Origin of the sequence: Serratia sp. SA088 (assembly GCF_049065515.1) — a bacterium.
GTDB classification, from domain to species: domain Bacteria; phylum Pseudomonadota; class Gammaproteobacteria; order Enterobacterales; family Enterobacteriaceae; genus Serratia; species Serratia nematodiphila.
On the sequence record NZ_JBAKGW010000014.1, the window covers coordinates 22230 to 47169 of the forward strand.

The following is a 24940-nucleotide window of genomic DNA, read 5'->3' on the forward strand; positions in this document are numbered from 1 at the left end:
GTTACTCCAGATTGATGGTCAGTGGTGTATTGCGGCCCTGTACAGAGAACACCACCTCCGGAGTGAGCGGCAGTTTCCACACATGGGTGCCGTCAGCCGCGGAAGAGGTTTCAACAAATGCATCGCGTAATTCGCTTCGTGAGCGGATATAGAGGTCGTCTCCAATCTGCCAAACGGCAGTCAACGGAACTCCGCCGCCAGTTTTGAGATGACGGGCGCCATCGGGCGGGACGCCGTCCAGAAACGCCTGCAGCGTAGGATTATCGAGGCTGATTTTCTCGCGTGCGATCGGCAGGGATTTTGCCGATGGTCCGCGAAGAGGGATCCTCAGGTTTAGGCTGCTGTCAGTGATCTGGGCCCTGCCGGCGTTGTCCGGTTCGCCACTGGTCAGTGCTATGACGACGGGAACCGGTAATCCCTTCAGATAGACCGTTACGCTGCCGGTGTCGTAAGCGCGCCGGGCCTGAACGGACATGGCTGGGCTGTCGGGAATGTAATTCACCTCAAAACCAGCGTTGTTGCCATTAAGAGGTGGTGCGGCAATCGGCCACGGCGCGCCGGTTTCGTCTGTAAACGAAACAGAGCTCGGGAAATTCGGCAGGGCGCGGAGCATCGGCAATGAGGCACCTGGCGACAGGTTGACGGTCAGAGAGCTAACCCGCGGCACCGCTGTTACCGGTGAACGGCTTTCGCTGCGTTGAAGTTGGTCAAAAGTATTACGCAGGCTGTCCACCTCGTGTGGTGAGAGCGGCGCCATTTGTTTTTGGGCATAATCCAGCGCAGGCAAAGGCAGCGGTGGCGAGCCATCCTCCGGTAAGGGCGTTGTTGGCTCTGGTGTTGTTGTTACAGGGGCATGTTGCGGGGCATTGACAGGTGCCACGCTCAACGTTTGTGCCGGTTTCCAGGCGGGGGCAGGCGCTACTTCGGTTGTAGCCGCGCCTGCAGCTTGCGCCAGGGTCAACAGAAGCAAACCGGTCAGGGGGGTTTTCATGTTATTTAGCCTCGAAAGTAATGAGCTGGGACACTTCCATGCCGGTGTGTTTAAGACGGGGGTCGGTACGCTGGATAAGTAGTGACATCACAAACGACTGTTCGGGCAACGATGTCACTTGGCCGGTGAGCTTGAGTTTTATCGGATATTGGATCTTCCAGGCATAAATGCCGTTCTCGAGCGTTCCTTTGCTAACCACTACGCCGGGGGAGGTCATAATCGACATGTTCATCTTCTTGTCTTTCACCGCTGTCAAAACGTTGGAGGTGGTCAGGGCGGTGTAATAACTGCGGAACCCATCGTCTGAGAAACGTGCCTGTAGCGCATTCATTTGGCTGCGGTAATGTACAAAATCGAGCGTGAAAGCCTCTCGCAATACCTGTGCGCCAAAGTCGGTCACGTTGATATCGCTGTAGGCCGGTTGATCAGTGGGATAAAGCGGCGTGATCTGCCCATCTTGTGTGGCGAAATACTTCACTGGAGGATGCAAGGCGACATACGCCAGTAAAGCGATAATAAGCGCGAATACGACGAGAGTGACGCTTTGCCACAAGTTAACCGCCAGAGAACGACGGGCAAAATCGGCATTGAGCTGACTGGCAATATGCTGCGCCACGGCAGCTGCGTAAGGCGTTTCACCTGCAGACGCAGGTGGAGTAACTGGCTTTTTCATGGTGACTGTCCACGGGGGAGCCCCGCCGCAGGGGAATACTGGGCGGGGGATCGCGTTTATGGCTGAACATCGCGCGAATGCGCGGTGGATTATCGGGAGAAAATGTACCCATCGGAATTGCCGCTGTTGCCGGCCGATGTTGGCGCGACGGTAGCAGGCTGGCTGTAGGCGGTTGGCGTGTAGGTTGGCGCCGCGTTCATCGAACGGGTTGTCACCAAACCGCCAGTTTGGGACGACAGGTCACCCCATGGGTCTATTTTACTGGGTATATAAGATTGGATCTTGTCACGTACCGCGCGGCAAACTTTGTCCTTGATGCCATTGAGGATCCCACTGAGATCACCAAATGTCGGTACTGTTATGGCCGTGCTGATACTACCCAGGCATTGCTGCAAGCCACCGGATACCTGGTTTTCACGCTGCGACCAGGCCTCGGCAGCTTTACGATCTCGTTCATAGCCCGCTTGCGCCCCCACCTGCGCGGCAGATACCGCCCGGCAGTTGGCGGCGTGCGCCGATAGAGAAACATTGCCAATTAATAATGCGACCAGGAAAAGTTGACGGATCATGAGAGCTCCTATGCCCCTGGGCGAGGGAATGCGGTTGCGGGTTTGACTGTATTCTCCGGCACGTCGTCCCGGCGCTGCGGGGTGTGCGCCGGAGGCGTGTACTCGCGCGTGAACCCCAGTTGTTTATGCAGCGCCGGCGGACACTTTGCCGGCTCAACGAGAGGGGCATACAACCGCTCTTTTTCGCCTTTGAGATTGAACACAAAAGCGTTGCTAGCACCTTCCTCATTGTTGATGGCATTACCATGACCGATCGGTGTTAGGCCTTCAGGAGTGATAATGTTGAGCGTCAAATAGCGATGGCCATTGGTATGAGTACAAAGTTTGCCGAGTACCGGGTGATATGCATCCTGATATTTCACCATTCCCTGTACATAGTCGCCGAGCCCTTTGATCAGAAGCAATTTGAGTTGTTTCTCCGTATCCAGTGTTTTAATTAGCGCGGTGCCTGCATCCTGGGTGTGGGCCGGTAGCGGTGTAACTGCAGGACGTGTTGACGGAGGTTCGGTACCTTCCCCATTAGGTTTTAACCAGACCAGCTCGTGTTGCAGTGTTGGCATTGGAGGAATAGGCAGTTTTGCCTCGGTTGCCATCTGGATCACCTGTTGCTGCAGTGCGTGATAATGCGTCATATCATAAGCATACAGCGCCGCCGGCGGCACCAGCTGCTGTTCGTTCCGAACTAATAATGAAGGGTCGATAGCCGGCTTTATTTCCCAATGGTTGCGGTGCGTGGTGATCTGCTCCGTTTGTTCTACGCCGTGTTTGTCTACCACTACCTTCCCTTGTGGGTCGCGCATTTTTGCCTCTACGGTGACCTCTTTGCGGCCGAGCCAGATTAGCTTGACGATATCGCCTTTGGCCAAGCCACTCTCCGGTACTACCCGAGACAGTTCTTTGCCCCAGACAAACTTCTCTCCGTCTGCTGTACGCAGTTTGATGTAGTAACTATTACTCTCAGAGTTATCGAAGTTGTACTTGGCCTGTCCATGATCGAGTAGTGTGCCGGTCAATCCCGCTTCGCCTTCAGCACGACTGGCATTTTGCGCCGCCTCTTGTGGCAGCGTCACCGGTTGAAGCTCTGGCGGCAAGGCGTTTGCTGATTGCATCGAAACGGAGGATTTATTGGGTTCCGCTGCATCAGGGACAATCGCGGATATCGGTGATCCCACCGGTGACGGTTTGTCAGCGGGGGCGGGTTCGTCGGTGAGGCGCTGCCTTGCCTCCTCAAGCATCACCTGCTGCTGGGCGTTCTTCATTTTGAGGTCGAGGTTGTATTCCGCAATTAATGTGATTGCTCGTTGTTTGAATTCGTCGCTGCCGGTGAGTTCAATACGACCACGGTACTGCTCTCGCGCAACCAACAGAGCACTCAGGATCATGGCGTCGTTCTGGCTGGCTTGGGCAGTCGCCATCAACAAGCGATCACCGTGGTCAACAAACGCCGCTTCGCCGGCAAAAAGATATTTCACTGAACGACCGTCTGCTGCCATTTCATGAGTGATCTGTTGCATTAAGGCATCCAGATCTAATGGTTTCGCCGCGCGCGTCTGGCTACCAATAGGCGTCTCAATGTGGATACCGTCGGCTTCTTCAGAGGATGAAGTTGGAGCCGCCTGTTCCTTTTCTACCGCAGGTCGCGGTGCCAGACGACTGGCAAAAGAAACGGGTTCCTCCGTTACGGAGTCTTCTGCCTCCGAGCTGGAGATTGTTGCAGTAGCCGCCTGTTTTACAGGTTCTTTGTGTTCTAGAGATGCGGACTGCTCATCTACAGAAGGAGGAGATGGAATAACGGTAGGGGCAATTTCTGCCGTTTTTGATAATTCTATAAGAGCCTCATTCTCCATGACGGCGTCTGCTATATGGCTGTAGTCGGTGAACTCGTTTTGCACATTGGCAGCTACGTGATTGGGCAATGCCTGATCTGATACTGATTCAGCGACGTTAGGCGTAGGTTCAGAAGGTTCATCGGTAAGCACTGGCGGAATAGCTACGGTTTCTGTGTCGTTAGCCACATGATCTGGTTCCGGGTTGGTCATCTCTGGTACGACCGGAGTATTTGGCATGGTTGCCTCTTGTTGATGAGTAGGTTTTAGCATTGCCTGCACCGGGGATAGCTGTTCGCTCAGTGCCGCCAGTCCGTGAGCGATATGCAGATCATTGAAGTCCGTTAGCTCCTGCTGGCGCTCCTCCGGGCTGAACGTTGGTAATAGAACCATGCCACCGGTTAGTGCCGCGGCTTCTTCTGCTTTTTCTTTACCTGGATTACCCGGACGTTTCGGCTTAGGCAAGTCGTCATCTGCTAAAAAAATCATGGGACTATCGGGGTATTTATTTTTCAGCGCGCCAGCGACTTTAACCAGATTGCCGGAGTCGACGGTCATTACCACTGGGTGATGCAGTGCCATTGCGCCGCTGGCTGCGGTGGCGTATCCCTCTGCCATTACAATGGGGGAGCCATTCTTAAGCGTACCCCCGACGACGAAGAAACATTCCTCTTTCTGACCGTTTTTGGTCAACATCTTGGCGCCGTCCGGCTTTATGGTTTGAAGAGAACGAATCTCACCGTCGACGTTGCTCAGGGGAATTTTCAGGTTACCTTGGCGATCGAGGCGCACTCCCGAAGATGCCTTGACCATTTTTCGTTGAAGATAAGGGTGATCATGGCTGGCTTGTGAGAGTTGTGCGTAAATGCGACTCTGGGTTTTAGCGACAATATTTTGTTCGTTTTTTATTTCTTCGTTACGTTTGTAGCGTTCTTGAGCTGCCAGCGCTTTTTGATGCGCCAGAACGGCCGGATCGGGTTTTTCCGTAGCCAATGACCAAGTGTGCCTCATTCCTCCGTCTCTGTGGTCGGCGAACCATCCGTTAATAAAACCGTTGAGGTGACCAACATATACACCGGATTTTTTTCCCGGCTTGTCATCCTGCATGGCAATTCGGTGTGTCTTGCCATCCATTTCCAGCATGTCTCGTCTATCAAAGACACCGCCTAGAGACTCAATAAAATCTTGGAACTCTCTTTTTGCATCACCTTGCTTTGCAGGTTTGGCCAGTGTGGGATCGATGCGCCACTTAGCGAGTTTGCTGAGGTCGGCCCCAGGGTTTGCATACCAGGATTTAGCTTCATCATCGAAGGTGAGGGCGTTGCCCCCATCCGGAAGTTTTCCCGCTGCGCGAAACGCTTCTTTGCGTTGTTCAACGGGGATCACCAAATAGGTGGGTTCGGTAGCTATCATGAGGTTTCCTTACTTATTCGAAAAACTTGCGATACCACCAGGGACGGCCGGTGACTGAGGTTCCGCGGAGTAGGTGGTGGAGACGCTGAAACAACACCGTTGGGGTTAATCCGAACAGGGACAAAATTTTGTAAATGCCGAGTGCGAGTAGGCAAAACATGAAAGTCATCATGGATGGCCAAATGGCGCAAAGCAGAAACAACAGGTACACCAGAACGGGAATGCCGAGGATCGTTGCCGGCCGACCGCTGTCGAGCCAGGGTGAATAGTCTTTCCCACCGCTGTCGATCCAGGGGGAATTGTTTTTGCTCATAAACCCTCCTTGTTTCTCGCAGTAAACAGCGGGTAGCCCATGACCTGTTTCGCGGTCTCTTCATCAACACGCCCGGCGGTAAACAGTCGCCATGTGTGGTCAACAATGCGATGTTCCCGCGCAGCAAGTTCACCGTTAATCATTTCTGGCCAGCGCGAGTAGTGAACTTCACCCAATTTTCGGCGCCATGCTTCATCAAGCAGAACGTATTCCCGAACCGCTTGGCGTTTACCGTCGGTGGTCGGCAGCAAACGCTGTACGATCAGGAAACGTAATGCATCGAGAAGGTCGAAGGCGACTTGCTCGCGAGCATCGGCCGGCGCCATGAGAATGCATCGAGAAAATGCATGGCCAGGAGAAAATGCGTGCAAAGTGCTGAGTGTCAGGTGACCGGACTGGGCGCACGCTACTGCAGCTTGCAAGGTCTCGAGGTCGCGAATTTCACCAACTCCGATAAGAGTCGGTGCCTGACGTAATGAGAGACGGAGCCCGTGGGCAAAACTTGGAACGTCGCGGCCGATTTCCGACTGCTGAGGTCGCAGCTGCCAGGAAGGCCCGCCGAAAAGGTATTCGACCGGATCCTCGTAGGTAACAAGCTTCCCGTGCGGATGCGTTTCTCCGTAGTGCTGATATATCGACGCCAACAGAGTGGATTTTCCGGAGCCGGTCACGCCACAAACCAAACCGAGGCCATCGAGGGGCAACAGGTTTTGGCGCAAGTCGTCTTCCAATCCCAGGCTGTCCAATGGTGGAATAGCGGTTGGAATGACACGCAGCGTTACGGCCATAGCGGTATTAAGCGCGCCGATCGTAGCCTGAATGAAGTTGCTGCGAAAACGGACTCGCTCCCCGCGCTCCAGTCCGTACCGGCCAGTATTGTCCCCTTCAAGTTGTAATGGCCGATCTGCGCCTTGGCCGCTTTGCACCATGGCCTTGATATCAGGTGTATAGATACTGTCGATCAGGTGTAAGAGTTTGGCGTGATCCAGAGGGAACTGACTGGCAGTAACCTTACGGCCATAATGATCCACGATGATTTTGCTGCCACTTTGCAGATGAATATCGGAAACTTTATGGCGGTAACAATGGATGAAAAATTCACGGAGTTTGTCGGGGGAGAGTCCTCCGCTGAAGTCGAAATCGGTGAGGGCTGTCATCGTTGCACCTGTTATTTCCCGATGTTAATCGTTGGCTTCCAGCGCTTTTTATCCAGCTCGAATCCAGCGTGTTGTTTGAGCACGCGGGTTCGATCGCCGATAGTCACCTTGTCGCGGGAACCCGTGACTGTCTGCAGCTGTTCACTGACGACCGGCGGGGTAATGATCCCTTGCTGCAGCAGTGTGGTGTAACGCAACATGCCTGTGTAATCGCGAGTCAGGCGGTTGAAATTGCTCTCGAGCGTGCGATCAGCGCTCTCGCGCCCGTCTTGCCAACCTTTTTCTACCGCCGCGTGCCACGCCGCTTCCTCATTTCTGTTCTTTGGGCGAATGTCAGTGGGAATATCAGTATTGATGGTTAACCCAGCCAGCAAATACTGCCGCCAGGTGGGCGGATTACTGACGAACCGTTCTGGTAGCAGGATGCTGTAAGTCTTATTTGCTGTGCGAATCTGCCTGTCAGTAATGTGTGCCAACGATTCTGAAGCAACTATGACCGGCGGTAACCAACCCTGACGGCTAATCAGTGGTGCGAAGGTGTACATTCTGTTCAGTGCGTCGTTTTGGGCGTTTAAAGCTTGCTGCAGCTCCCAGGCGCGCTGCGCTTTGCCGCCGCGGAACCCCACGGTCTGCCCAGCTTCGTTCATCAGCTGCCAGAGGGTGTCGTTCAATCCATGTTTATCCGGCGCCTTTGGCGACAAGTAAGCCCCGATATCTGGGGGCGGCCCCCCTTCCAGAACGGCCGCACCGGCCGCCGTGCTGAGCAACCCCAGCCCGAGGGCAAGAGCGATTTTTTTCATGCCAGCATTCCTTTTTTAAGGGGCAACATAAAGAACAGACGCAGCTCATGCGATTGCTGTTCAAGCTGTGCCCGCCAGTCTATTTGCGTTCGCACAAGGCGCAGTACTTGTTCGAAGGTGACGTCGCTGGCATGCAATGTAAGTGGCAACGGAAGTCGCACGCCGGTATAGGCGAATGATAAGCCGCGCATGTGAGCCAGTTGGCTGAGCAGTTCGATGGCATCTCCATCCCAATCGACAGTAATGCGTTGTGAATTGGCGGTGATCTTGGGGGTGAATAAAACTGGGCGCACTTGGTTCAGCGCCTCAGATTGATAGAGCGTCGCTGTGATGTTCTGGATTGACTGCGCCGCGGGAGTGACGGCCGCTGTTGGAGTAACAACAGAATGTGGCGCCGGCGTACAGACGCACCCGCTTAAACCGAACAAGGCGGCGAACATAGATAAACGCTTCATGAGAGGATGTCCTGCGAGATAAGAATTATTGATAGCTGAGAATGTTAAACTGTCCCGGCCTGCAGCTAGGAGTTGTTGCTGAAATACAAAATGCCCGATGAGAATCATCGGGCGTTATCCGGCTGAAAAGTGTCAGCCTATATCAGGACTAGTCAATGCCGCTTTATGGCTTACTGTTTTTTGTTTTCGTCTACTTACTGGCCTTTCAATAAAAAAATATGACAAGTAAGCTAATCCGATAGAAAAAACACATGACAACAAAAATCGTGGTATACCATCAACCACACCTATATCTTCAAAACGCTTACCTATCCCTCCGTTCATTAAAGTATGAATGAGATACAGAGAGAATGATATCTCTCCCAAAGTAACGAAGAACCTCGGCATGAATTTAGTTATCAGCTTGTCATTCAGAACCACAGCAATAAACAAAATGGAAAGATACCATCCAGACATCGTTATGCCATGATTTAACAATGGTGTATACAGAACGCAGTAAACTGCGATAGACATCGCCACAACTAAGAAAATAACTCTAACATGGTTATTTAAATTTTTTGTATAAGGATGGATAAGCCCAAAGGCTACCCCTACCAAAAACATCCATATTATTGGGTTGGTGATTAAGTTCATGTAAGCAGAGTTGAATTGATAGCCACTCACATCCAAGGTCGGAGAATGCCCTGCCAACATAGGGAAAACAACCAGGCTTAATGAAAATCCACCAAACAAAAGGAACCATCGATATCTTGATAGCAGACAAAATGCCATGACCACGTAGAATAACATCTCGTAATTCAGTGTCCACCGAATACCATAGAAACCACTATCATCTATATAGAATGGAGCATGATTCGGATTAATTGGGGAGAAGGTGATTGCACTTATCAAGTTACTTACTTTTTCTGGGTAATGAAAGGTACTCATAGCCCCAGATAAAAGGAAGGAGATTAGCAGGATAATGAAATAAGCTGGAAATATTCTCCTTACGCGGTGTTTCATAAACACTCCCGCAGCCGACAGCCCTGGAGTTAACTTCTTAGCTGAAAGCGTGATAACAAACCCACTAATCAAGAAGAAAACATCAACACCAACAGCCCCCCACCCGAACAATTTATCTCCTAAACCAGGATGGGAAAGATTAATATTCCAACGAAAGTGAAATAGCATTACAGCAAGAGCCGCAAGCCCTCTCAGAGCTTGAACACTAGCCAGTTTATCTTTTTCCATAAAGACTCATTAAATTAAAAATCAAAAGCCCATTATATTACACCGAACCGTGAAATTCCACTTTGCAAACCCTTATTTCATTTCGTGCAAATAGCAATAGACTGAAAACATGTTGTACGCCATTCATTATTAGGCGTAACTACAATCCAGCTATTTGAAAAGACGTCAGGATAAGCAGCATCAGGGGAGTTATGTGCTGAATCATTAGATGTCCAACGAGACAGTCGATATCCTCCAGAGACTAATTTTGTTCCCGCAGGGCAATAGGCTCTTGCTTCTTTTAGGTTTTGGCATTGCTCATCGCTCGTCACATTAAATGTATCTAACGCCCCCAAGGACTTCCATATGCCATTTTGGCAAGAGAGCAGTACGCCTTCCGGTGTCCTACCTACAAGTCCATTTGGGCCGCATCCCCAACCAGCATTTGCCGTGCCATCAAGCTGCAGATATTCACCGACAGATGCCCGGCCGTCTGCACGAACGCTCCCACCTTTCAGTTGGCCACCGGTATAAATACCTTTGTTATTCACCGAACGAATCCAGTCGTTGTCATCCATATAAAACCCGCCGCCGTGGTCTTCGTTGAGCCAACCCTTACCATGTTTTGTTACCAACCAGCCGTAATTACTACGAACATCCCCTGCAGCGGCAATTCCACCTCCCGCAACCACACCATCCCGTGATACAACGTTTTGAGCATTTACATTCTGCTGGTAATTACCTGTTTGTGCATTGATATCATTAGCGGCATTCAGGTTGTTCCCCCCCATATCAATCGCAGTATGCATCTTATTAAGATCGGGACGACCATTAACCTGGAAGCGATACAAGCGATCGCTCTCTTCAGCCCCACCTGCCAATACATCGGACGTCAGGTAAGCGGCCAGGTGTCCACTCTGTCCACTTAGCCCCATATTCGTCAGGTTGACTTGCCAGCCACCGCCGGCGCCGTTGGCAACATTGACGGGGTCGATATACCCACCCAAGCCAGACGTGTTCTGAGCGATATAGCGTTGGCCCTTGAACGTAATATTTTGACCGCCGGCAGTCAGTACAAAGGCGACCAGCTTGTCGGTTTGCGAAGGATTGCGTGTCACGGCAAGAATATAGGTTTGGCCGTTATTGTTGGTAAGGGAAAACCCCGCCGGCAAATACCCTTTATCGCGGAGGGTCTGGCCGGTTACCGTGACGTTGCCGCCCCCTTTAACCTGATTCAGCAACGTATCGTAGTTATCTTTAACGTATCGACGGGCCCCCCCGCTTACTGTGCTCAGGTGCGTCGCGGTCACGACCCAGCTCTGTTCTTCTATGTAATTGGAATATCTTTCAAGCCCGATAGGGGCGGCAATCAATACGATCGCCAGAACGATGGCCATAGAAACCAGCGCACCCCCACGGTTGATACGATGAGTGGCAATTTCAGCAGTCATAGGGCACCTGAAGAGAGCAATTGAGGGGAGCTACCGGCTACAACTGCCAGTAACATGAATAGCCAGGGAGCATAAGGTTGAGTCTTTTTGTTCATCAGTAATGCCCCTGCGATAAACAGCAATAATGCACATCCGCTCAGCACGCTGGCGAGCTGCCAGGGAAACCAGGCGCTCAGCGCGGCGATCAAATGCACATCGCCCATGCCGAACCCTTCTTCACCCCGCAGATGCTTGGCGCCGTAGTGAAAGGCATAGAGGAACAAAAACATGCCGATACTGCCTGTAAGTGCCTCAGTCAGGGTAAGTGCACTTCCTGGCATCACGGTAAACAGCAGGCCTGTCAGCCAAAAACCCGAGGTATATCGCAGCGGTAGCCAGTAATTGCGTAAATCGAGCAGTACCATGGGAATGCCCCAGGCCAGCAGCCCCAGAATTTTGACGGTACCTAACCAGGGATGGCCCACAAGGGCCGTTGTTGCGATCAGTGCAGTACCGGTGCCGACGAAAACTATTGTGACGCCTCTGATCTGCAGCCGAGTGAGGGGCGGGCCATCATGTTCAAGCAAGAATTGTTTCGCTCGATGAACCAACGGCAGGGCGCCAATAAACAGAGTGGCGCCGGCGCATGCCATCAACAAAGAGAACTTCAGGAGATACAAAGCCATCAGGCAGCACCTCCTTTCAGTTTCATGTACATCGCATACACTTTCCGCGCGTAAATCATACGCCGCGGACCGTTGTTATCTGCGAATCCGGCATTATAGGAGCCGAGGCATTGCCAATTTACCCCGCATTGTTTGAGGTGCTTTGCCAATATCCAGGCCCCGATCTGCACGTTGAGACAGCTGTTGGTCAGCAAATCCTGCTCACTGCGGATGAGGCCCAGCGCACGCAGCTGGGGAATATGCCGGTCATTGATTTGCATCAGCCCGAAGTCACGGCTGGTAACTCGCCCTGCTTTATCGCGATTTTTTCCAATGGCTTGAGGATTTAGGCTGCTTTCGACAGTCGCCATTGAGCGAAGTAATAACGGGTCAACTTTATAGCGCGCACCCGCCTCATTAAAACAGAACGCCTGTGCCGGCAACGAGAACAATAATGCCCAGCCCAGCACCAGACAGGCCAGGGCCCGTTGAAAGGAAGACAACATGAGAATGCACTCCAGATGGAGGCCGGCAACAGAACGTTGCCGGCAGGATGGGCATCAGGTGTTGCTTGTAAAGGTGAGGCTGTTCTGACCAACAGAGCCTTTATCGGCAGTGCACTGCGCCCCCACGGCGCTGGCAGCGATCGGGCCATTCGTCGATGTGCCGTTGACCATGGTGGTAACAACACTCGGCGCCGCACTCAGTTTGGTGGCCAGAGTAATACACGCCTCTTGAGGAACGGCTGCGTAAGTCAGAGAGAAGGAGGATTTCTGCCCACCGGCCGTTGCCACGGGTTGCACGGTGACAGCGCCCCCCCACAGGTTTTGCAACTTGGCGCTACCCGAGGATTTGGTACCGACAACCGACATGTTGGCCGGCGCCCCCCCGAACTGGATCAGCGCACCGGTCATGGCGTCGGCGGCGGCAAAATTATAGATGCCGGATGTTTTCAACATGGTGCGGGTATTGGTCATTAGCTCCGCAGCATTACTGTACTCTGTGTTGCCATCGTTACGATTAAACAGACCGCCACCTTGTGTGATAGCGACAGCCAATACAGCAAGGACAAGAACAAACCAGATCATTGCTTCAATCATAGTTATTGCCCCACGGTTGACAGCCGAGCGAGTGTTTTGTGTGAGTTCCATTACTATTTCCTTTAGGTATCGTAGAGAGTGGGCGGTCTAGCGTGTGCCCACGAGGTCGTTGAGGTTTTGTGTGGCCAGAAGGATCAGGATCATGTAGCCAGCATTGGTGCCCAATGCGATGTAAGAAAGCAAAGACGCCGTCCGCTTGATCCGGGCTACAGTTTGCACAAGCCAGGCCCGTGCAAAATTTTCAATAATGATTTCAGCGTTATCGCCGTCGGTCAGCAGGACCAGTTTGTCGATAGCACGCGGGGAGGGGAATCCGTAGCCGGCATTGCGCAACGCCAACCCGAGGTGATCACCTTGCCTAACCTGACGCTGGGTAGCGGCCAATCGCTCATACAACCAGGGGGGTGCATAACGGCTCAGCATTTCGATGGCGTCCTCCGTCTTCACCTGAGCACGCATCAACGCACTGAAATTAAGTAAAAAACCCACTCCCAGCACGTCGCGATACACGCTCCAGGGCAATAGACGGTCCAAAACATGCTGCCGCACCGTTCCAGTCAAGTTCGGCATTGACCAGACGACAAAGCCAATCAGCAGGAGTATCAACCCACCGAGAATAATTGCATGATTGACAAAGAATTCTGAGATGGCGCTGAGCCACCACAGCGCCCCTGTCCAATTATCTCGGGCAGACAAAGTCTCCAGGCGGGGAAGGAAATAAACAGTGACCATCTTCATCATGGCAAACGAGATTGCCAGCAACAGCATCGGGTAAGCCAATGTGGACACCAATGCTGACTTCATATTCGCCATGCCCTGTACCACGGTGATCGCCCGGTATAAGGCAGCAGCCAGGTTGCCGTCCTGAACGCCGGAACTGAGGATGGCGGCCTCCTGCCTGGGTATCCAGGACGCCAATCCCTGGTCGACTGACCGACCCTGACGCAGGGCACTGAGCATATCCTCCAGGCAATAGACCACCGGCGGGCGTTTCTTGTCGAAGCTCCCTATCATTGAGTTGATGGCTTTCTCAACTTTGAGGTTGTTGTCGAGCAGGAAAGCCAGGTCCTCGTAGAGCGTCAGGCGGTCAGCGGTGGAGAACGTCTTTTGTGCCAACCAGCGCCCGACCACTTCATTCATTCTTTCCGATGACGGCATGCAGCCCCGTAGCGCCGTCAACAGTTTGCGCAAACGGGAAATCATGATGCAGCCTCCGGGGGTAACAATGTCAGGCTGTCCTCGTCCAGCGGGCTGATATAGTCCGCATCAATCGGGTCGACCAGTCCGTCATTGAGATAACGCATCAGGTGCTGGCCGCGAGTGATACCGCCCAGCGCGTTCACCCAATAACTGCGCGCAGCCAGTTTGCCCTCATGGCGAAACAACTCCATGAATCTGGCATCGGGACGGATGACTTCCGCAATGACCCGCCGGCCGGTTACGCCTTTGTAGCAGTGCTCACATCCCTCAGGATGACGAAAAGCCAGCTTCTCGACCTGACAAAAGCGTTCAAGCAGCGCTCTTTTCTCCTCTCCCAGATTTGCTCTGACCGCCTCCCAGCGTTTCTTGCAGTGAGGGCACAACAGCTGCACCAGCCGCTGCGCGATTAAGCCAATCATAACTTGAGGATCGGCCACCTGGCCCATGGGGATACCCAGAGTATCGGTCAGGCGATCAAGAATGCCGACCGCATCATTCGCATGCAGCGTGGTTTCCACCAGGTGGCCTGACTTGGCCGCCGTCAACGCAGACTTAACCGAGTTGGCATCACGAATTTCGCCGACAACCATGGCATCAGGGTCCAGCCGTAATGCGGCAGAAATAGACCTGACCCAGGCACGGCTAACAGCGTCCGGATCGTTTTTATCGGCAATGATGGGGGTTTGTACCGCGCCTAAAATCAATCCTTCTGGAGGGTCTTCCAGCGTCATCAGTCGTTTTCGATGCCCGGTAAAGGACAGATACATTTCGCTGAATGTGCGCAGGGAGGTACTTTTCCCAGAACCGGTAGGGCCGGACAGGGTGATGACGCCTTCAGGGCGCGCCAGCATACGGCGAATAAGCGTTTGCTGTTCCGGTAGAAAACCCAATTCGTCCAACGTAGGCGGCGTTTTACCCTCATCGGGCAAAATGCGCATGACCACATACAGACCGAATTCTGCCGGCGTATGCGCATAACGCGCGCCGAAGAGCTGAAGCCCTTGCAGAAACTCTTTACGAAGCCGCCCATCCTGAGCGCGATTGGGGTTAAAACTCTTCTCGGCCACATCGCACATCGACATCACTATCGTTGACGCCAGCGTCATCCCTTCCGCGCAATCCAGCGTTGTCACCGTTTCAAGATCGCCATGAACACGAAACTGCACCACCGTCACATCATTCATCCCGATCAGCAGATGAATATCACTGGCGCCTTTCATCTTGGCATCCTTGAAGAAGCTAATAATCTTCGCCTGTTGATCGGAATATTCGTTAGCGTTGGGGTTCTCAGTGAGCTGGCTTTGCTGCATCTCTTTCAGCTTATCAAGCTGAACCCGCTTAACCTGCAGCCTGGGGTGTTTTTTAAACGCGCCGGCAATCTCTGACGTGACGGCCAGACTGTTATTGTGTGCGTCAGACACATACAGCGTCGGGGCATCAGTATTGGCCAGATCTAAATGGATATAGGTTGAACCACGTTTCTCATACATATGGGTTACCCCGCAAAGGAAAGAGAGACCAGTGTTTGGTTCTTCCCGGAGACCACGACTTCATTGATGTTGATCCGTTTAACAACGAACTCCGTACCCGGGATACGATTCCCAACCTGCACAGTAACCTGATTGCCGTTGCTGAGTGCCAGCACGGCCGTGAAGCCTTTACCCGCGCCGGTGATCTCCACAATCTGCGGTGGAGCAGCATCTTGCACCGCGCCCTTGACCTCGGATTTGTTGTCCTGAGAAGGTGGCGCCGGGTTGAAAGGCTGATCCAGTGCACGGTCATACCCGTTCTTTTGCAGTTCATTCAGCGCCTTGGCCCTGGCCAGCTGGGCCTCGTACAGCACTGTCTCTGCCTGGATGGCTTCCAGTTGCCCAAGATTTAACGCACGCCCAGCCTCCGCGCGCGCGAACGTGGTCGGCAGAGGAAGATCCGCTGTCGTGGGTGGCTTCACCGTCGGTGAAGCGGGCGGGGCCGCCGGTATGTCAGCGACCGGCGCGGCGAAGACACCAGGTGAAATCAGAACCAGGCACAACGCCCAGGGCGTTACTCTGGATTTAGCGGTTGGCATACAGAAGTCCCTCAATGGTGTATTCCAGACGGTTATTTTTTAACGTGGTCGTGATGCTGGACGCCCTTATTCCACTGCTGTTGAAGCGCGTTGGCGCAAACAACCGATCGGGCGGAATATCGGTAATGAACGTGAAGCTGTAGGTACGCCACGGCAGATTTTGTACGTCGCCCTGTGTTAACTGCGTGCTTACGTCTATTTCGCTTAGGCGCAAGCGCGCATTGATACGCTGGGCATAACTGGTTAGGTGCTGAATTTGCTGGCTGCCCGGGAGAAGATCTTCGGGATGTTCTGGAGGAGAAAGTGGCACCGGTAATGCGAAAGAGGCGTCGTCGGCGCTACCGGGAATATTAAAAACGGGTTGAATATCTGAACCATAGAGCACGGGTAACCGCAAGGCAAAATCCCCTACGGTGCCACCGTTCGGCAAGGTGTAGTGCAGTATGATTTTTCCCTGCGCATCACACGTTGCCGTATTGAAAACCCAGCCTGCAATAGAGATCTGCGCGTCTTTCCATACGCGACTGCAGGCACTAAGCATCGGTGGAAACCGCGGTTGTGTAGCCCAGGGTTTCAGGGTGTCGACCGGCGCCTGTTGTGCCATCTGTTGCCTGGCCATCAGCGCGGCCTGAGCTGCTGCTATGCGCGCATCTTCCTGGTGTTTCTCCCAGACTGAATAACCCACATACCCGGCCCCCAGGGCCACCACTGCCATGCCCCAAAGCCACAGCACCTTCGGATCATGAGTCTGACTCAGCCGGGCCCGGCGCAAACCGACCTTGCTATCGACCAACTCGGTGAGCGATTTATCTTCCGTGTCTTCCCTGGGAAAGAAGCCGCCAGGAGCATATATCATCCACCCCGCAGCAGGCGCTGAGGTGATCGCCAGAAAATTGGAAACCGCAGTGCGTATAGCCGTTTCATCCCCGACGATATCACCGAACGGGGAAAGCATGCCGTCACTGACAGCGACGAACCAGTATTGCCCATTGGATAACGGGAAAACGCCATAGCAAGCCTCTGGCAATGCCGGCAGAACCGCCAACGCCATCGATGCCAGCCCGCCTCCTTTTCGAACAGCCTTGCCGGCGAGATTGACAGTGCCTAATAAGGTGCCTTGTGCCTGGCCGTCACCGGTTGGCAATGCTGCCCAATGCGTAGCCTTGGCCTCCTTCGCACGCAAACGCATGCTGCGGCGCCCACGCAGCGGCAAATACTGCCAGTGCAACCCGGCCACAAGCCAGGCGTTCCCATTCTGCAGCGTGTAGGTAGTCTGTTGTTTCATGGCTTATCCCAAAATGACAGGCGTGATAAGAATGACCAGCATGGTTTTGTTATTTTCACCGTTTGCGCCGCCGCCGAGTCCAAAGAAGCGGAAACTGCCGACGCCCTGGCGATTTGCGGTGTTGTTGAGAGATTGGTAACCACTGAGCACCAACGTTTGTCCGGATTGCATAATGACGCGCTGGGTAAAGGTTTTGAGCCGTGTTTTCATCAACTCAACTGACGTTTTTTCGCTGGTGAACGTGCGCATGGTCGGGTCATCTGACATATTGATCGCAAACTGCAGCTGCATTTTTGGCGACTGGGGCATCAGGAACGGCAGCACGGTCATGTTGAAACCGGTTGTGATCGTGGATTTGGTGATACTGCTCGATGAACCGACGTTGGCCGTGTTCTCCGTAGTGACGTTGGACGCATAGTCCTGCTGCAGTGCAACCTGGATCGGCACCGCTGACAGGTTAGTGGTCATGCTCGAGGCCTCTGTCATCACGCTGACGTTCGCCTGTTCCGACAGGGCTTTGATAAAGGCTTTGGTGCCCGCCCCTTTGCCATCAAGGATAGAAACCCCACCGTTCAACGCATCTGAAGCCGCGCCGGTAAACGCGTTGGTCAGTGACAAGCCGACGCTGCCACTGTTGAATACGGCGTTCCAGTCGATGCCGTACTGATCCTGAGTGCGTTTTTCGACGCTGTAGACCTGCACGTTGAGTACGACCTGGCGGTTGAGTTCTTTATTGCGGTCTTCCAGATAACGGCCTATCTGCTCAAGAACGCGCGGTGTATCCGTCACCGTCAGGACGCCGGCGGACAAATTCATGCGCCCGGTACCAGGCGTTAACATCGACTTAATGGTATTGGTGACGTCCTCGTACAGGCTTGATTTTATTTCCATCTCAGTCGCCTGAGAGGTATTGGAGTCACCGCTGAGCCCACCGCCACTGCTGTCACCCGTCGCCCCCATCGATGAAGTGGTGCCGCTCACGGTTTTGGAGCCAAAACTCGCTTTGCTGTCCATGAACATGACCGGGAAAGTCCGGGTGTCGAGATAGAAAATGGCGATCCGGCCCTGCTCATAGCGCCATGACAACCCAAGACGCGTAGTGACATTATCAAGCAATCCCCCCAACTCGCCCTGCCAGAACACGCCCCTGAGAGTAGTGCCACCACTGACGACCGGCGCAGCACGGGCAGATGAACCACCCAACGCGGCTAACGGCACCAGCCCATTCGGGTCTGGCGCCGGAACTGGACCACTTATCTGCTCAGTTTTGCCACCAGTCGGTGTCAAGATAGCCTGCGCATCAGGCGTCACCACCACCGGCAAGCGACAACGCTTGCTGATGAAAGCACTGACTTCCGCCAGCGTGATGCTCCCCGGGCGATTGATGGCCACAGCGCAAGGAGGCAGTAAACTATTGCCCCCAGTTTGAGCATTTAACGGGTAGGGGTTGATCCACTGAGAGGTCAAATCCCGCACCACAGAGCCCTGTTTGAGGGCATGCAGATGTTTATCAGCCTGATTTTCGTCCCGTGATACTTGATTATCGATCTTATCGATGCGCTCAAGCGGCGCACAGCCGGAAAGCAGCAAACACAATATCGCCGCCAACCCGGTCAAGGGGAGGTGTTTTTTCATTGTTAACCTTATTAGGGGAGATTAGTTGAGGTACACCAGGCTGCCGTCAGTAATGCTCACCGGCACATTGACCTGCATGTCATTACCAAAGCTGTCGATAAGGCGTCTTTCGACGACTTTACCAACCAGCGCGGAATGCCGGCTCTGCGCCAACAATGCCGCCATCAACCCAGGTTGATCTGGCTGATACACATACACACGATCAGCCTGCAGAACATTGCGCAACCCTCCAACGGATGACCAGCCGAAGGCGCTGTCGGGGATCACACCGTCTTTTTGTGCAGGGTGGTTATAGCGCCAGTCATTGATGTCATTGATGTAACGGATGGTTTGAATAGCGCGCTGACTCAGCGTGCTATCCTTCAGCTGAGTCCCAGCCTGGTCATGGGGAGAAATGTTGACCCATACCAGGAACCCCAGAAATACAGATAAAATCCAGTAAAACATCAGATGCCCCTCCAAAGCACTATCCAGAATATGGTGCATAGGACGATCACGCCGACGTTCACTTTTCCGCGATAACTCATGCAAACCTCCAGGAGATAAGGCTGCGGATGCAACCTCTGATCAGAAGGGGAAGGGATGTTACTGAATGCCCATCAATGGATTTCCTTGTCATCAACCGAAATGACACATTGGGCTTGGCGAATACCAGCATACAACGGCACTTTCGCCGTACCGTATAAGGTGAATAGGCTATTCAGCATATCCCGGAAACTGCCTTCAAACTGGAGTGGGGCGTCGATGCGGTAATTCACGGATGTCAGCCATGCAACCGTCCAGTGTGCGATCCCTGGTTGGTTGCATGTTTCGCTTGCTGCCCAGTTGAACAGGGTATCTTTGAGCGTGTTGCCGGCATCTATTCGCCAATGTTGCTTTTGTTGTACGACAGTCGCTTTCTTGGATGTTATGGCTGTTGGTGCTGGTGTAACCGCTTGCTTTAAGTCTGCTGATTTACCGCCATTGAAGGGGTTGCGGCCGCGGGTTACAGATTGCGGTGATGCGCTTGGGGTTACTGCTTTTGACTCGATCTTGGTTGCAACTTTAAATGCTGCTGTTTTGTTTGCAATGGATACTCGGCGCACGGCCGAATCGATCAACCCCACTTTTCCTTGCTTTTCTAACAACTGATTCAATGCATCAACCCAGATGACGCCGCCACGCCATTCCTGAGGTATTTGCTCATCAGGATGAAGATCCTGGGAAAAGCTCAGCGCCCAACCAGCCGGTACAATTTTACGTAATGCATCGCGCAATGACGACGCACTCCCGGCCCCCGCCAGGGTCGAAGGTGGTGGTGCATTGCCTACGAAACGCAGTGATGTCATCGACGCGCTCAACTTCTGGCCCGCCAGCGCAGAAGGGCTCGCTGATATGCTTTGCTTACCAGGTGCTTTTGTTTGTTTTACGCGAGTCACCGCAGCCAGCTCATTTTGGGCCTGTTTAAGAGGCGACACTTGCGCTTCAATTAGCGTAGTTACTAGCTGCTGGGCAGTGCCCGCAGACCTTTCTGGATGGTTGTTAATAGAGCATCCGCCCAATACTGCGGGTGCTAAAACGACGGGTAGCCATTTTTTCACGTTTATACCTCGCTATGAATCGCTTCCACGCTTGTTATCTGGTTGCGGACGGCGGCCACGACGAGGTTGCTTAACCTTGTCGAGTACGCACTGAGCCAGCCGTTGGCTATCTATTTGAGGGGCCAACTCAAGAATGGCGTGAAGGACGTCTCTGCAGGCTACCGGGCGTTCAAGGATCGCGGTGAGGTTTACAGCCTGCTCGTTCAACATGTTGTTATGTTTTGGCACGATGGAATAGGTCTGGCGCGTAGCCATGGCGCGTTGTGTCATCAGAGACCTCAGTTTGAGATGCAAGAAGCATAAAAAAGCCCCTTCAGATATCTGAAGGGGCAAGGAGCTATCTATGGAGTTGTAACAGAGGGACTATTTTAGAGCGTCGATAAATGCATGGAGCATTGCGCTACGTGTCTCACCATCATGCTCATTCGCGAGTGCTTGAATTTGTTGTCGCTGATGATGTGATAGATGTGCACGCGCAGCGTGTTTCTTTCTTTGTCTGCGTTCCGATGAAAAAGCTTGGACGCAGACTGGGAGCTCCATTACTTCTTCAATCGCAGCCTCTCGAATCGGGGTGATGGCTCCGGAAAACCGTACAAGGTGGCTGATACCGGGACAAGACTCCACTTTAGACGAGTGGAAAATTTCTGGGTCAAAGCAAACAAACATATAGCCAGGAAAAAGAGGCTCGATCACCTTTTTCCGCTGGCCAGGGCGGTCAGCTCGAGGACGAAAAGAAAACATCAACGGGCTGAAAGCCATGATGTTGCGACGTTCGAGCATCATCTGTGCTTTGAATATATTGTCTTTGCCTGGTTTTAGCGCGGCGAGATACCAGCCTTCCATGAAAGTCTCCCGTAGTACACGGTTAAGCTACAGATGATTGAATTGAACGTTATGTGTTTGGCAGGCTCCGCCAAAATCGATCCCAAGTGGGTTCAATTGGCAGTCGCTTATATTAGAGGGATTGAGCATTTGCTGTATTCCCTTATGGCTCTTTAGCCTGGACTGCACCCGACACCAATGGCAGGGAGGTGCCGATAAGATGCTATCAGATGCAGTCCAGGCTGAAGAAAACTTGTACGAGGGACCGAAAAGCTAGTTGGCGGACTGGCTGTTCTACATGAACCGTACTAAAGTATGCGAAGAAGTGTATTTGCAAATTTTAATTGTGTAAATAATTTTATATGCGATCTGAAATGCTGTAAAAGTACATCAGGACAGAGTAAAAACTCTGTTTAACTCAACTTTTTGAACCATTGATCTGGAAATGATCCTTTTTTCAGATCATTAGATCGATATGACAATTAAAACAGAATAATTAACTACCCTAACTATTCTAACGAGTGGTTGTTTTTTGCTCCGCTTTTGAGTGAATTTTATCTTTTGCAGCTTCTCTTTGGGGGTAATCCTATTGACTGTGACTGTTGTTTGCTGTTTTTGGTGGTTGTTTGCACAGTTTGTGGGGAGGGGGGCTGTTTACCAGGTATACTTAGCCATCAAAATTCGAGGTGTGCGCCCAAAAAATGATCTTCAGAGATCCTTTTGTTGCACCAGAGAAAAAATAGAGTAGTATTTGCGGATGTTTATGCTGTTTTCAGGGGCATAATTGCATTGCCTGAACAGACAAGCTTATATCCAATGTGTAGCTGAGGCTTCAGGTTGGGAAGGATCGAGCATATCCAAAATGCTCAGGGAAGAGGGTTTATCGAAACCCTGAATGCAAAAACCCCCCGAAATCTGTCATCAACTTGGCGGAAGAGTCAGATATCAGGGGGTCAAAAGCAGGCGCTGGCCTGTGAGAGATTATAACTCATGCAATTTAGAAAACAACACCTGTCCGCCATAAGTTCGGGACAGGGTGGCTGAACAGTCTAACATCCAATTTACTCATTATCGGCAGGTCAAGAACCCGAATCCGGAATTTACACCGCGTGAAGGGAAGAATACGCTGCCGTTCTGTCGTAAGCTGATGGCGAAAGCCGAAGGCTTCACATCCCGTTTTGATTTCTCTATGCACGTGGCCTTTGCGCGATCGCTTGGTAAACGGCGCCGTATGCCTCCGCTTCTTCGCCGGCGGGCGATTGATGCGTTGTTGCAGGGGATGTGTTTCCACTATGACCCATTAGCTAATCGGGTACAGCGATCTATCACAAATTTGGCCATCGAATGTGGATTAGCCACGGAGTCCCATAAAGGCAACTTGTCTATCACTCGGGCGACACGAGCCTTGTTCTTCATGTCCGAACTCGGGCTGATCACATATCATACGGAATATGATCCGCAGATAGGTTGTAACATCCCAACCGATATTACTTTCACGCCAGCGTTGTTTTCTGCTCTAGACGTTTCCGACGTAGCTGTTGTAGCTGCACGGCGTAGCCGCGTGGAATGGGAAAATAAGCAGCGCGAAAAACAGCACCTGCCGCGCCTCGAGATGGACGAATTGATCGCAAAAGCCTGGCGGTTCGTGCGCGAACGGTTCCGCAGCTATCAGTCCGAACGTAAGGAACACGGACTACGTCGCGCTCGAGCTCGCCGCGATGCCGAACGCACTCGCCGTGATATTGAAACTATAGTAAAGCGACAGCTGACGCGTGAGATCGCTGAAGGGCGTTTCATGGGCAACCAGGCTGCAGTCTTCACTGAGGTGAAACGACGAGTTAAAGAGCGCATGCTCATGTCTAGGGGAAACTACACCCGCCTGGTACCTGATCCCACCTGAACCACATTTTTATGATCCGGTTGACGCCGGAGGAATTGTCACGCCTGCCATACACAGCTGCCTCAAATTTGTACAAAACGGCTTCTCGCGGTCGTGTTATTCACCGCTAGGTAGGCGTGTAAATATAGAAAAAACCATCACCGACAATCAATTGACTCAATCAGAACAGTTATACACAGATAACTGCAAGGGAAAGTTCCACAAGGCTACAACCGATAGATACATAAAGTGCGAAACGAGTACGTTCTAAGGTGCGCGGTTCCTTTTAAAGAACTAATTAATACTTCTTTTAAAGAACTTTCTTTTCTTCATATAAAGAAAAAACCTATTCATCGTCTGCCCTCTGGACAGACTCATAAAATGCCCGCCCTTGCAGCGGGCATAGCCCGCGCCGGTTCGGTATCAAAGTACCTCCCATTGCTTCGCAACGGGCCCCATGAAGAAACACGAGCAGATACCCTACATAGCTGTCATGGCTATAAGATCAAAATACACGCCCGTAACCAGCCCTAAAGGGCTGCTAACGCGGAGATACGCTCCAGCTGCGGCCAAGGCCTTGCTGGACCCACTCCGACGGCGCAAAGATACTCCTGAAGCGCTGTAAGTTTGATTGGTCTAGCAGGACGAGGGGAGGATTGAGGCTCTATAAGAGTATCGAACCGGCTTCGCCGGGCTACCGGCGACCCTAACCTCTAGTTGTTATCTGTTAAGCTCACTTGTCGCCTATCTGTTTCCCTCTTAATCTGATCGATTAGTGATCAATCAAATTTAGAGCTTGCTCAAAGTCAGAGTATGTTGGCGATTGATTAAAGGGGTTTGGGATGCGGTCAGGATAAATCTTAAGTATATTAGGATTTTAGCAGCTAACTTAACCAGACAGGCATTTATGGCGACGTTGTTCATCGATCTACTTATCAAACCACGCAAAAGATTTCGAGTTAAAACAACGTCTCAGGATGAACTGACGCAGCGACTGGTGTTGTATGTGCAACGTCACTATCTGCGTGTGCCTGGCTGGGAGCTCTACAAGTATGGCCGTAGCTGGGGTTGTTTGTGCCAGGTAGTACCGCTTCCGTTCCTAGACTGGTTATCTTCGAACGAGAACTGCGCAAAGGCTAAAGAGATCGCTGAAACCTGCCGGCCGTTCTTTGAAGATGGCCACCGTACTGTCGTTCCACCGATCGCTGTATACATTCCGTTAAGCTGGTTATGTATCATAATCCCTCCCCTGGAGCTCATGCTTCGAGAACATTGGCAAACTCAACTCGGAACAACGCAGACAGTGCCGGATGTTGATTACGATACTTCCCTCAAACCATCTGATTACTATCTGTTATGTGAAGGGCGGGCAATTCCAGACGTTTGGCAGCAGCATTTTGAAGAGTGTATGAAAAGAAGTATGCCATTCATCGTTTTGTGGCATTTCCCACCAAAGCAGGCGCGATTCACTTCTCGCTACGATATTCTTTTTTCATGGGAAACTTTAGCCAAAAGTCATGGCCATATATTCGATAACCCAGAATTTCCTGATATCACAACTATCGTGACTAAACGCGTTATGCAACTATTGAGAGAACGACGTGATGAAGAAGGCTTTCAGAAAGTATCTTTTCAGAATGTGCTTGGAGAAGGTCAAATTAATATTTTGAAGCTAAGTTTTGAAGCTGCGGAACAGCTTACTTTGGACTTGGTACGGCTGATCACGTTGTTGATTAATGAAGCGGAAGCAAGTTTGAAGAATAACTTGTTAGGATAAAAATAAATTGGGGTTGTAGGCGGGACTTACCGAGTTCTGGCGTACAACACCCTGTTAGGTGTGGGAAACACCTAAAGTATGGGAAACAGCAAA

The 24940-nt window shown here is 52.1% G+C and carries 23 protein-coding genes; 2 read left to right on the forward strand and 21 right to left on the reverse strand.

Annotated features, from left to right (window positions below; all coding sequences use genetic code 11):
- Position 1 precedes the first annotated feature (1 nt).
- From ACOWVD_RS24075 to ACOWVD_RS24175, 21 genes are all read right to left on the reverse strand, one after another.
- Entirely contained in the window at positions 2-991 is a 990-nt protein-coding gene (locus ACOWVD_RS24075; protein WP_421105866.1) for a DotH/IcmK family type IV secretion protein, read from the reverse strand.
- A 1-nt stretch (position 992) separates the two neighbouring features.
- Positions 993-1664, reverse strand: coding sequence for a DotI/IcmL/TraM family protein (locus ACOWVD_RS24080; RefSeq protein WP_421105867.1), 672 nt, complete (start codon positions 1662-1664; stop codon positions 993-995).
- 89 nt (positions 1665-1753) lie between these two features.
- A complete protein-coding gene (locus ACOWVD_RS24085) occupies positions 1754-2233 on the reverse strand; it encodes a hypothetical protein (protein ID WP_334274168.1) in 480 nt (159 codons plus the stop codon).
- Positions 2234-2241: 8 nt separating this feature from the next.
- Complete coding sequence (locus tag ACOWVD_RS24090; RefSeq protein WP_421105868.1) at positions 2242-5472, reverse strand: LPD7 domain-containing protein; 3231 nt, start codon at positions 5470-5472, stop codon at positions 2242-2244.
- Between the two features lie 13 nt (positions 5473-5485).
- On the reverse strand, positions 5486-5785 hold the full coding sequence (gene icmT, locus ACOWVD_RS24095; RefSeq protein WP_128884984.1) for an IcmT/TraK family protein: 300 nt from the start codon (positions 5783-5785) through the stop codon (positions 5486-5488).
- Positions 5782-6942 (reverse strand): plasmid transfer ATPase TraJ, encoded by a 1161-nt coding sequence (gene traJ / locus ACOWVD_RS24100; protein ID WP_421105869.1) that lies wholly within the window; start codon positions 6940-6942, stop codon positions 5782-5784. Before traJ ends, icmT begins: the two co-directional genes overlap by 4 nt.
- Before the next feature lie 11 nt (positions 6943-6953).
- A complete protein-coding gene (locus ACOWVD_RS24105; protein WP_421105870.1) occupies positions 6954-7742 on the reverse strand; it encodes a type IV secretory system conjugative DNA transfer family protein in 789 nt (262 codons plus the stop codon).
- Positions 7739-8305: a DotD/TraH family lipoprotein gene (locus ACOWVD_RS24110; protein ID WP_421105871.1), complete on the reverse strand. Its 567-nt coding sequence runs from the start codon at positions 8303-8305 to the stop codon at positions 7739-7741. Before ACOWVD_RS24110 ends, ACOWVD_RS24105 begins: the two co-directional genes overlap by 4 nt.
- A gap of 24 nt (positions 8306-8329) precedes the next feature.
- Positions 8330-9427: an acyltransferase family protein gene (locus ACOWVD_RS24115; RefSeq protein WP_421105872.1), complete on the reverse strand. Its 1098-nt coding sequence runs from the start codon at positions 9425-9427 to the stop codon at positions 8330-8332.
- Positions 9428-9504: 77 nt separating this feature from the next.
- Positions 9505-10857 (reverse strand): shufflon system plasmid conjugative transfer pilus tip adhesin PilV, encoded by a 1353-nt coding sequence (pilV, locus tag ACOWVD_RS24120; RefSeq protein WP_421105873.1) that lies wholly within the window; start codon positions 10855-10857, stop codon positions 9505-9507.
- Positions 10854-11522 (reverse strand): prepilin peptidase, encoded by a 669-nt coding sequence (locus tag ACOWVD_RS24125; RefSeq protein WP_421105874.1) that lies wholly within the window; start codon positions 11520-11522, stop codon positions 10854-10856. Before ACOWVD_RS24125 ends, pilV begins: the two co-directional genes overlap by 4 nt.
- The gene (locus ACOWVD_RS24130) at positions 11522-12007 is read right to left on the reverse strand and encodes a lytic transglycosylase domain-containing protein (protein ID WP_060442023.1); all 486 of its coding nucleotides are present in this window, start codon (positions 12005-12007) and stop codon (positions 11522-11524) included. Before ACOWVD_RS24130 ends, ACOWVD_RS24125 begins: the two co-directional genes overlap by 1 nt.
- Before the next feature lie 54 nt (positions 12008-12061).
- Complete coding sequence (locus tag ACOWVD_RS24135) at positions 12062-12652, reverse strand: type 4 pilus major pilin (protein ID WP_421105875.1); 591 nt, start codon at positions 12650-12652, stop codon at positions 12062-12064.
- Positions 12653-12688: 36 nt separating this feature from the next.
- Complete coding sequence (locus ACOWVD_RS24140) at positions 12689-13804, reverse strand: type II secretion system F family protein (protein WP_421105876.1); 1116 nt, start codon at positions 13802-13804, stop codon at positions 12689-12691.
- Entirely contained in the window at positions 13801-15291 is a 1491-nt protein-coding gene (locus ACOWVD_RS24145; RefSeq protein WP_421105877.1) for a GspE/PulE family protein, read from the reverse strand. Before ACOWVD_RS24145 ends, ACOWVD_RS24140 begins: the two co-directional genes overlap by 4 nt.
- 5 nt (positions 15292-15296) lie before the next feature.
- A complete protein-coding gene (gene pilP / locus ACOWVD_RS24150; protein WP_421105878.1) occupies positions 15297-15869 on the reverse strand; it encodes a type IV pilus biogenesis protein PilP in 573 nt (190 codons plus the stop codon).
- Positions 15856-17154 (reverse strand): type 4b pilus protein PilO2, encoded by a 1299-nt coding sequence (pilO2, locus tag ACOWVD_RS24155; RefSeq protein ID WP_421105879.1) that lies wholly within the window; start codon positions 17152-17154, stop codon positions 15856-15858. The genes pilP and pilO2 overlap by 14 nt, the downstream gene beginning before the upstream one ends.
- A 3-nt stretch (positions 17155-17157) precedes the next feature.
- Entirely contained in the window at positions 17158-18789 is a 1632-nt protein-coding gene (locus tag ACOWVD_RS24160) for a PilN family type IVB pilus formation outer membrane protein (RefSeq protein ID WP_421105880.1), read from the reverse strand.
- Between the two features lie 21 nt (positions 18790-18810).
- Positions 18811-19275 carry a type IV pilus biogenesis protein PilM gene (gene pilM / locus ACOWVD_RS24165; RefSeq protein WP_421105881.1) on the reverse strand — a complete coding sequence of 155 codons (465 nt, stop codon included), beginning with the start codon at positions 19273-19275 and terminating at the stop codon, positions 18811-18813.
- 113 nt (positions 19276-19388) lie between these two features.
- Positions 19389-20369 (reverse strand): toxin co-regulated pilus biosynthesis Q family protein, encoded by a 981-nt coding sequence (locus tag ACOWVD_RS24170; RefSeq protein ID WP_421105882.1) that lies wholly within the window; start codon positions 20367-20369, stop codon positions 19389-19391.
- 363 nt (positions 20370-20732) lie between these two features.
- Positions 20733-21212, reverse strand: a complete 480-nt coding sequence (locus tag ACOWVD_RS24175; protein WP_421105883.1) for a transcription termination/antitermination NusG family protein — start codon at positions 21210-21212, stop codon at positions 20733-20735.
- Between the two features lie 1015 nt (positions 21213-22227).
- On the opposite strand from ACOWVD_RS24175, the gene repA reads away from it, so the two are divergent.
- Together repA and ACOWVD_RS24185 are read left to right on the forward strand one after the other, a co-directional pair.
- Positions 22228-23091 (forward strand): incFII family plasmid replication initiator RepA, encoded by an 864-nt coding sequence (repA, locus tag ACOWVD_RS24180; RefSeq protein WP_334274184.1) that lies wholly within the window; start codon positions 22228-22230, stop codon positions 23089-23091.
- 886 nt (positions 23092-23977) lie between these two features.
- Positions 23978-24847 (forward strand): hypothetical protein, encoded by an 870-nt coding sequence (locus ACOWVD_RS24185; protein WP_334274185.1) that lies wholly within the window; start codon positions 23978-23980, stop codon positions 24845-24847.
- The last annotated feature ends 93 nt before the right edge of the window (positions 24848-24940 follow it).

What these genes read in the sequence shown, in the direction of transcription:
- ACOWVD_RS24075 (WP_421105866.1), bottom strand. Translation starts at nt 991, where the DNA reads ATGAAAACCCCCCTGACCGGTTTGCTTCTGTTGACCCTGGCGCAAGCT.
- ACOWVD_RS24080 (WP_421105867.1), bottom strand. Translation starts at nt 1,664, where the DNA reads ATGAAAAAGCCAGTTACTCCACCTGCGTCTGCAGGTGAAACGCCTTAC.
- ACOWVD_RS24085 (WP_334274168.1), bottom strand. Translation starts at nt 2,233, where the DNA reads ATGATCCGTCAACTTTTCCTGGTCGCATTATTAATTGGCAATGTTTCT.
- ACOWVD_RS24090 (WP_421105868.1), bottom strand. Translation starts at nt 5,472, where the DNA reads ATGATAGCTACCGAACCCACCTATTTGGTGATCCCCGTTGAACAACGC.
- icmT (WP_128884984.1), bottom strand. Translation starts at nt 5,785, where the DNA reads ATGAGCAAAAACAATTCCCCCTGGATCGACAGCGGTGGGAAAGACTAT.
- traJ (WP_421105869.1), bottom strand. Translation starts at nt 6,942, where the DNA reads ATGACAGCCCTCACCGATTTCGACTTCAGCGGAGGACTCTCCCCCGAC.
- ACOWVD_RS24105 (WP_421105870.1), bottom strand. Translation starts at nt 7,742, where the DNA reads ATGAAAAAAATCGCTCTTGCCCTCGGGCTGGGGTTGCTCAGCACGGCG.
- ACOWVD_RS24110 (WP_421105871.1), bottom strand. Translation starts at nt 8,305, where the DNA reads ATGATTCTCATCGGGCATTTTGTATTTCAGCAACAACTCCTAGCTGCA.
- ACOWVD_RS24115 (WP_421105872.1), bottom strand. Translation starts at nt 9,427, where the DNA reads ATGGAAAAAGATAAACTGGCTAGTGTTCAAGCTCTGAGAGGGCTTGCG.
- pilV (WP_421105873.1), bottom strand. Translation starts at nt 10,857, where the DNA reads ATGACTGCTGAAATTGCCACTCATCGTATCAACCGTGGGGGTGCGCTG.
- ACOWVD_RS24125 (WP_421105874.1), bottom strand. Translation starts at nt 11,522, where the DNA reads ATGGCTTTGTATCTCCTGAAGTTCTCTTTGTTGATGGCATGCGCCGGC.
- ACOWVD_RS24130 (WP_060442023.1), bottom strand. Translation starts at nt 12,007, where the DNA reads ATGTTGTCTTCCTTTCAACGGGCCCTGGCCTGTCTGGTGCTGGGCTGG.
- ACOWVD_RS24135 (WP_421105875.1), bottom strand. Translation starts at nt 12,652, where the DNA reads ATGGAACTCACACAAAACACTCGCTCGGCTGTCAACCGTGGGGCAATA.
- ACOWVD_RS24140 (WP_421105876.1), bottom strand. Translation starts at nt 13,804, where the DNA reads ATGATTTCCCGTTTGCGCAAACTGTTGACGGCGCTACGGGGCTGCATG.
- ACOWVD_RS24145 (WP_421105877.1), bottom strand. Translation starts at nt 15,291, where the DNA reads ATGTATGAGAAACGTGGTTCAACCTATATCCATTTAGATCTGGCCAAT.
- pilP (WP_421105878.1), bottom strand. Translation starts at nt 15,869, where the DNA reads ATGCCAACCGCTAAATCCAGAGTAACGCCCTGGGCGTTGTGCCTGGTT.
- pilO2 (WP_421105879.1), bottom strand. Translation starts at nt 17,154, where the DNA reads ATGAAACAACAGACTACCTACACGCTGCAGAATGGGAACGCCTGGCTT.
- ACOWVD_RS24160 (WP_421105880.1), bottom strand. Translation starts at nt 18,789, where the DNA reads ATGAAAAAACACCTCCCCTTGACCGGGTTGGCGGCGATATTGTGTTTG.
- pilM (WP_421105881.1), bottom strand. Translation starts at nt 19,275, where the DNA reads ATGCACCATATTCTGGATAGTGCTTTGGAGGGGCATCTGATGTTTTAC.
- ACOWVD_RS24175 (WP_421105883.1), bottom strand. Translation starts at nt 21,212, where the DNA reads ATGGAAGGCTGGTATCTCGCCGCGCTAAAACCAGGCAAAGACAATATA.
- ACOWVD_RS24185 (WP_334274185.1), top strand. Translation starts at nt 23,978, where the DNA reads ATGGCGACGTTGTTCATCGATCTACTTATCAAACCACGCAAAAGATTT.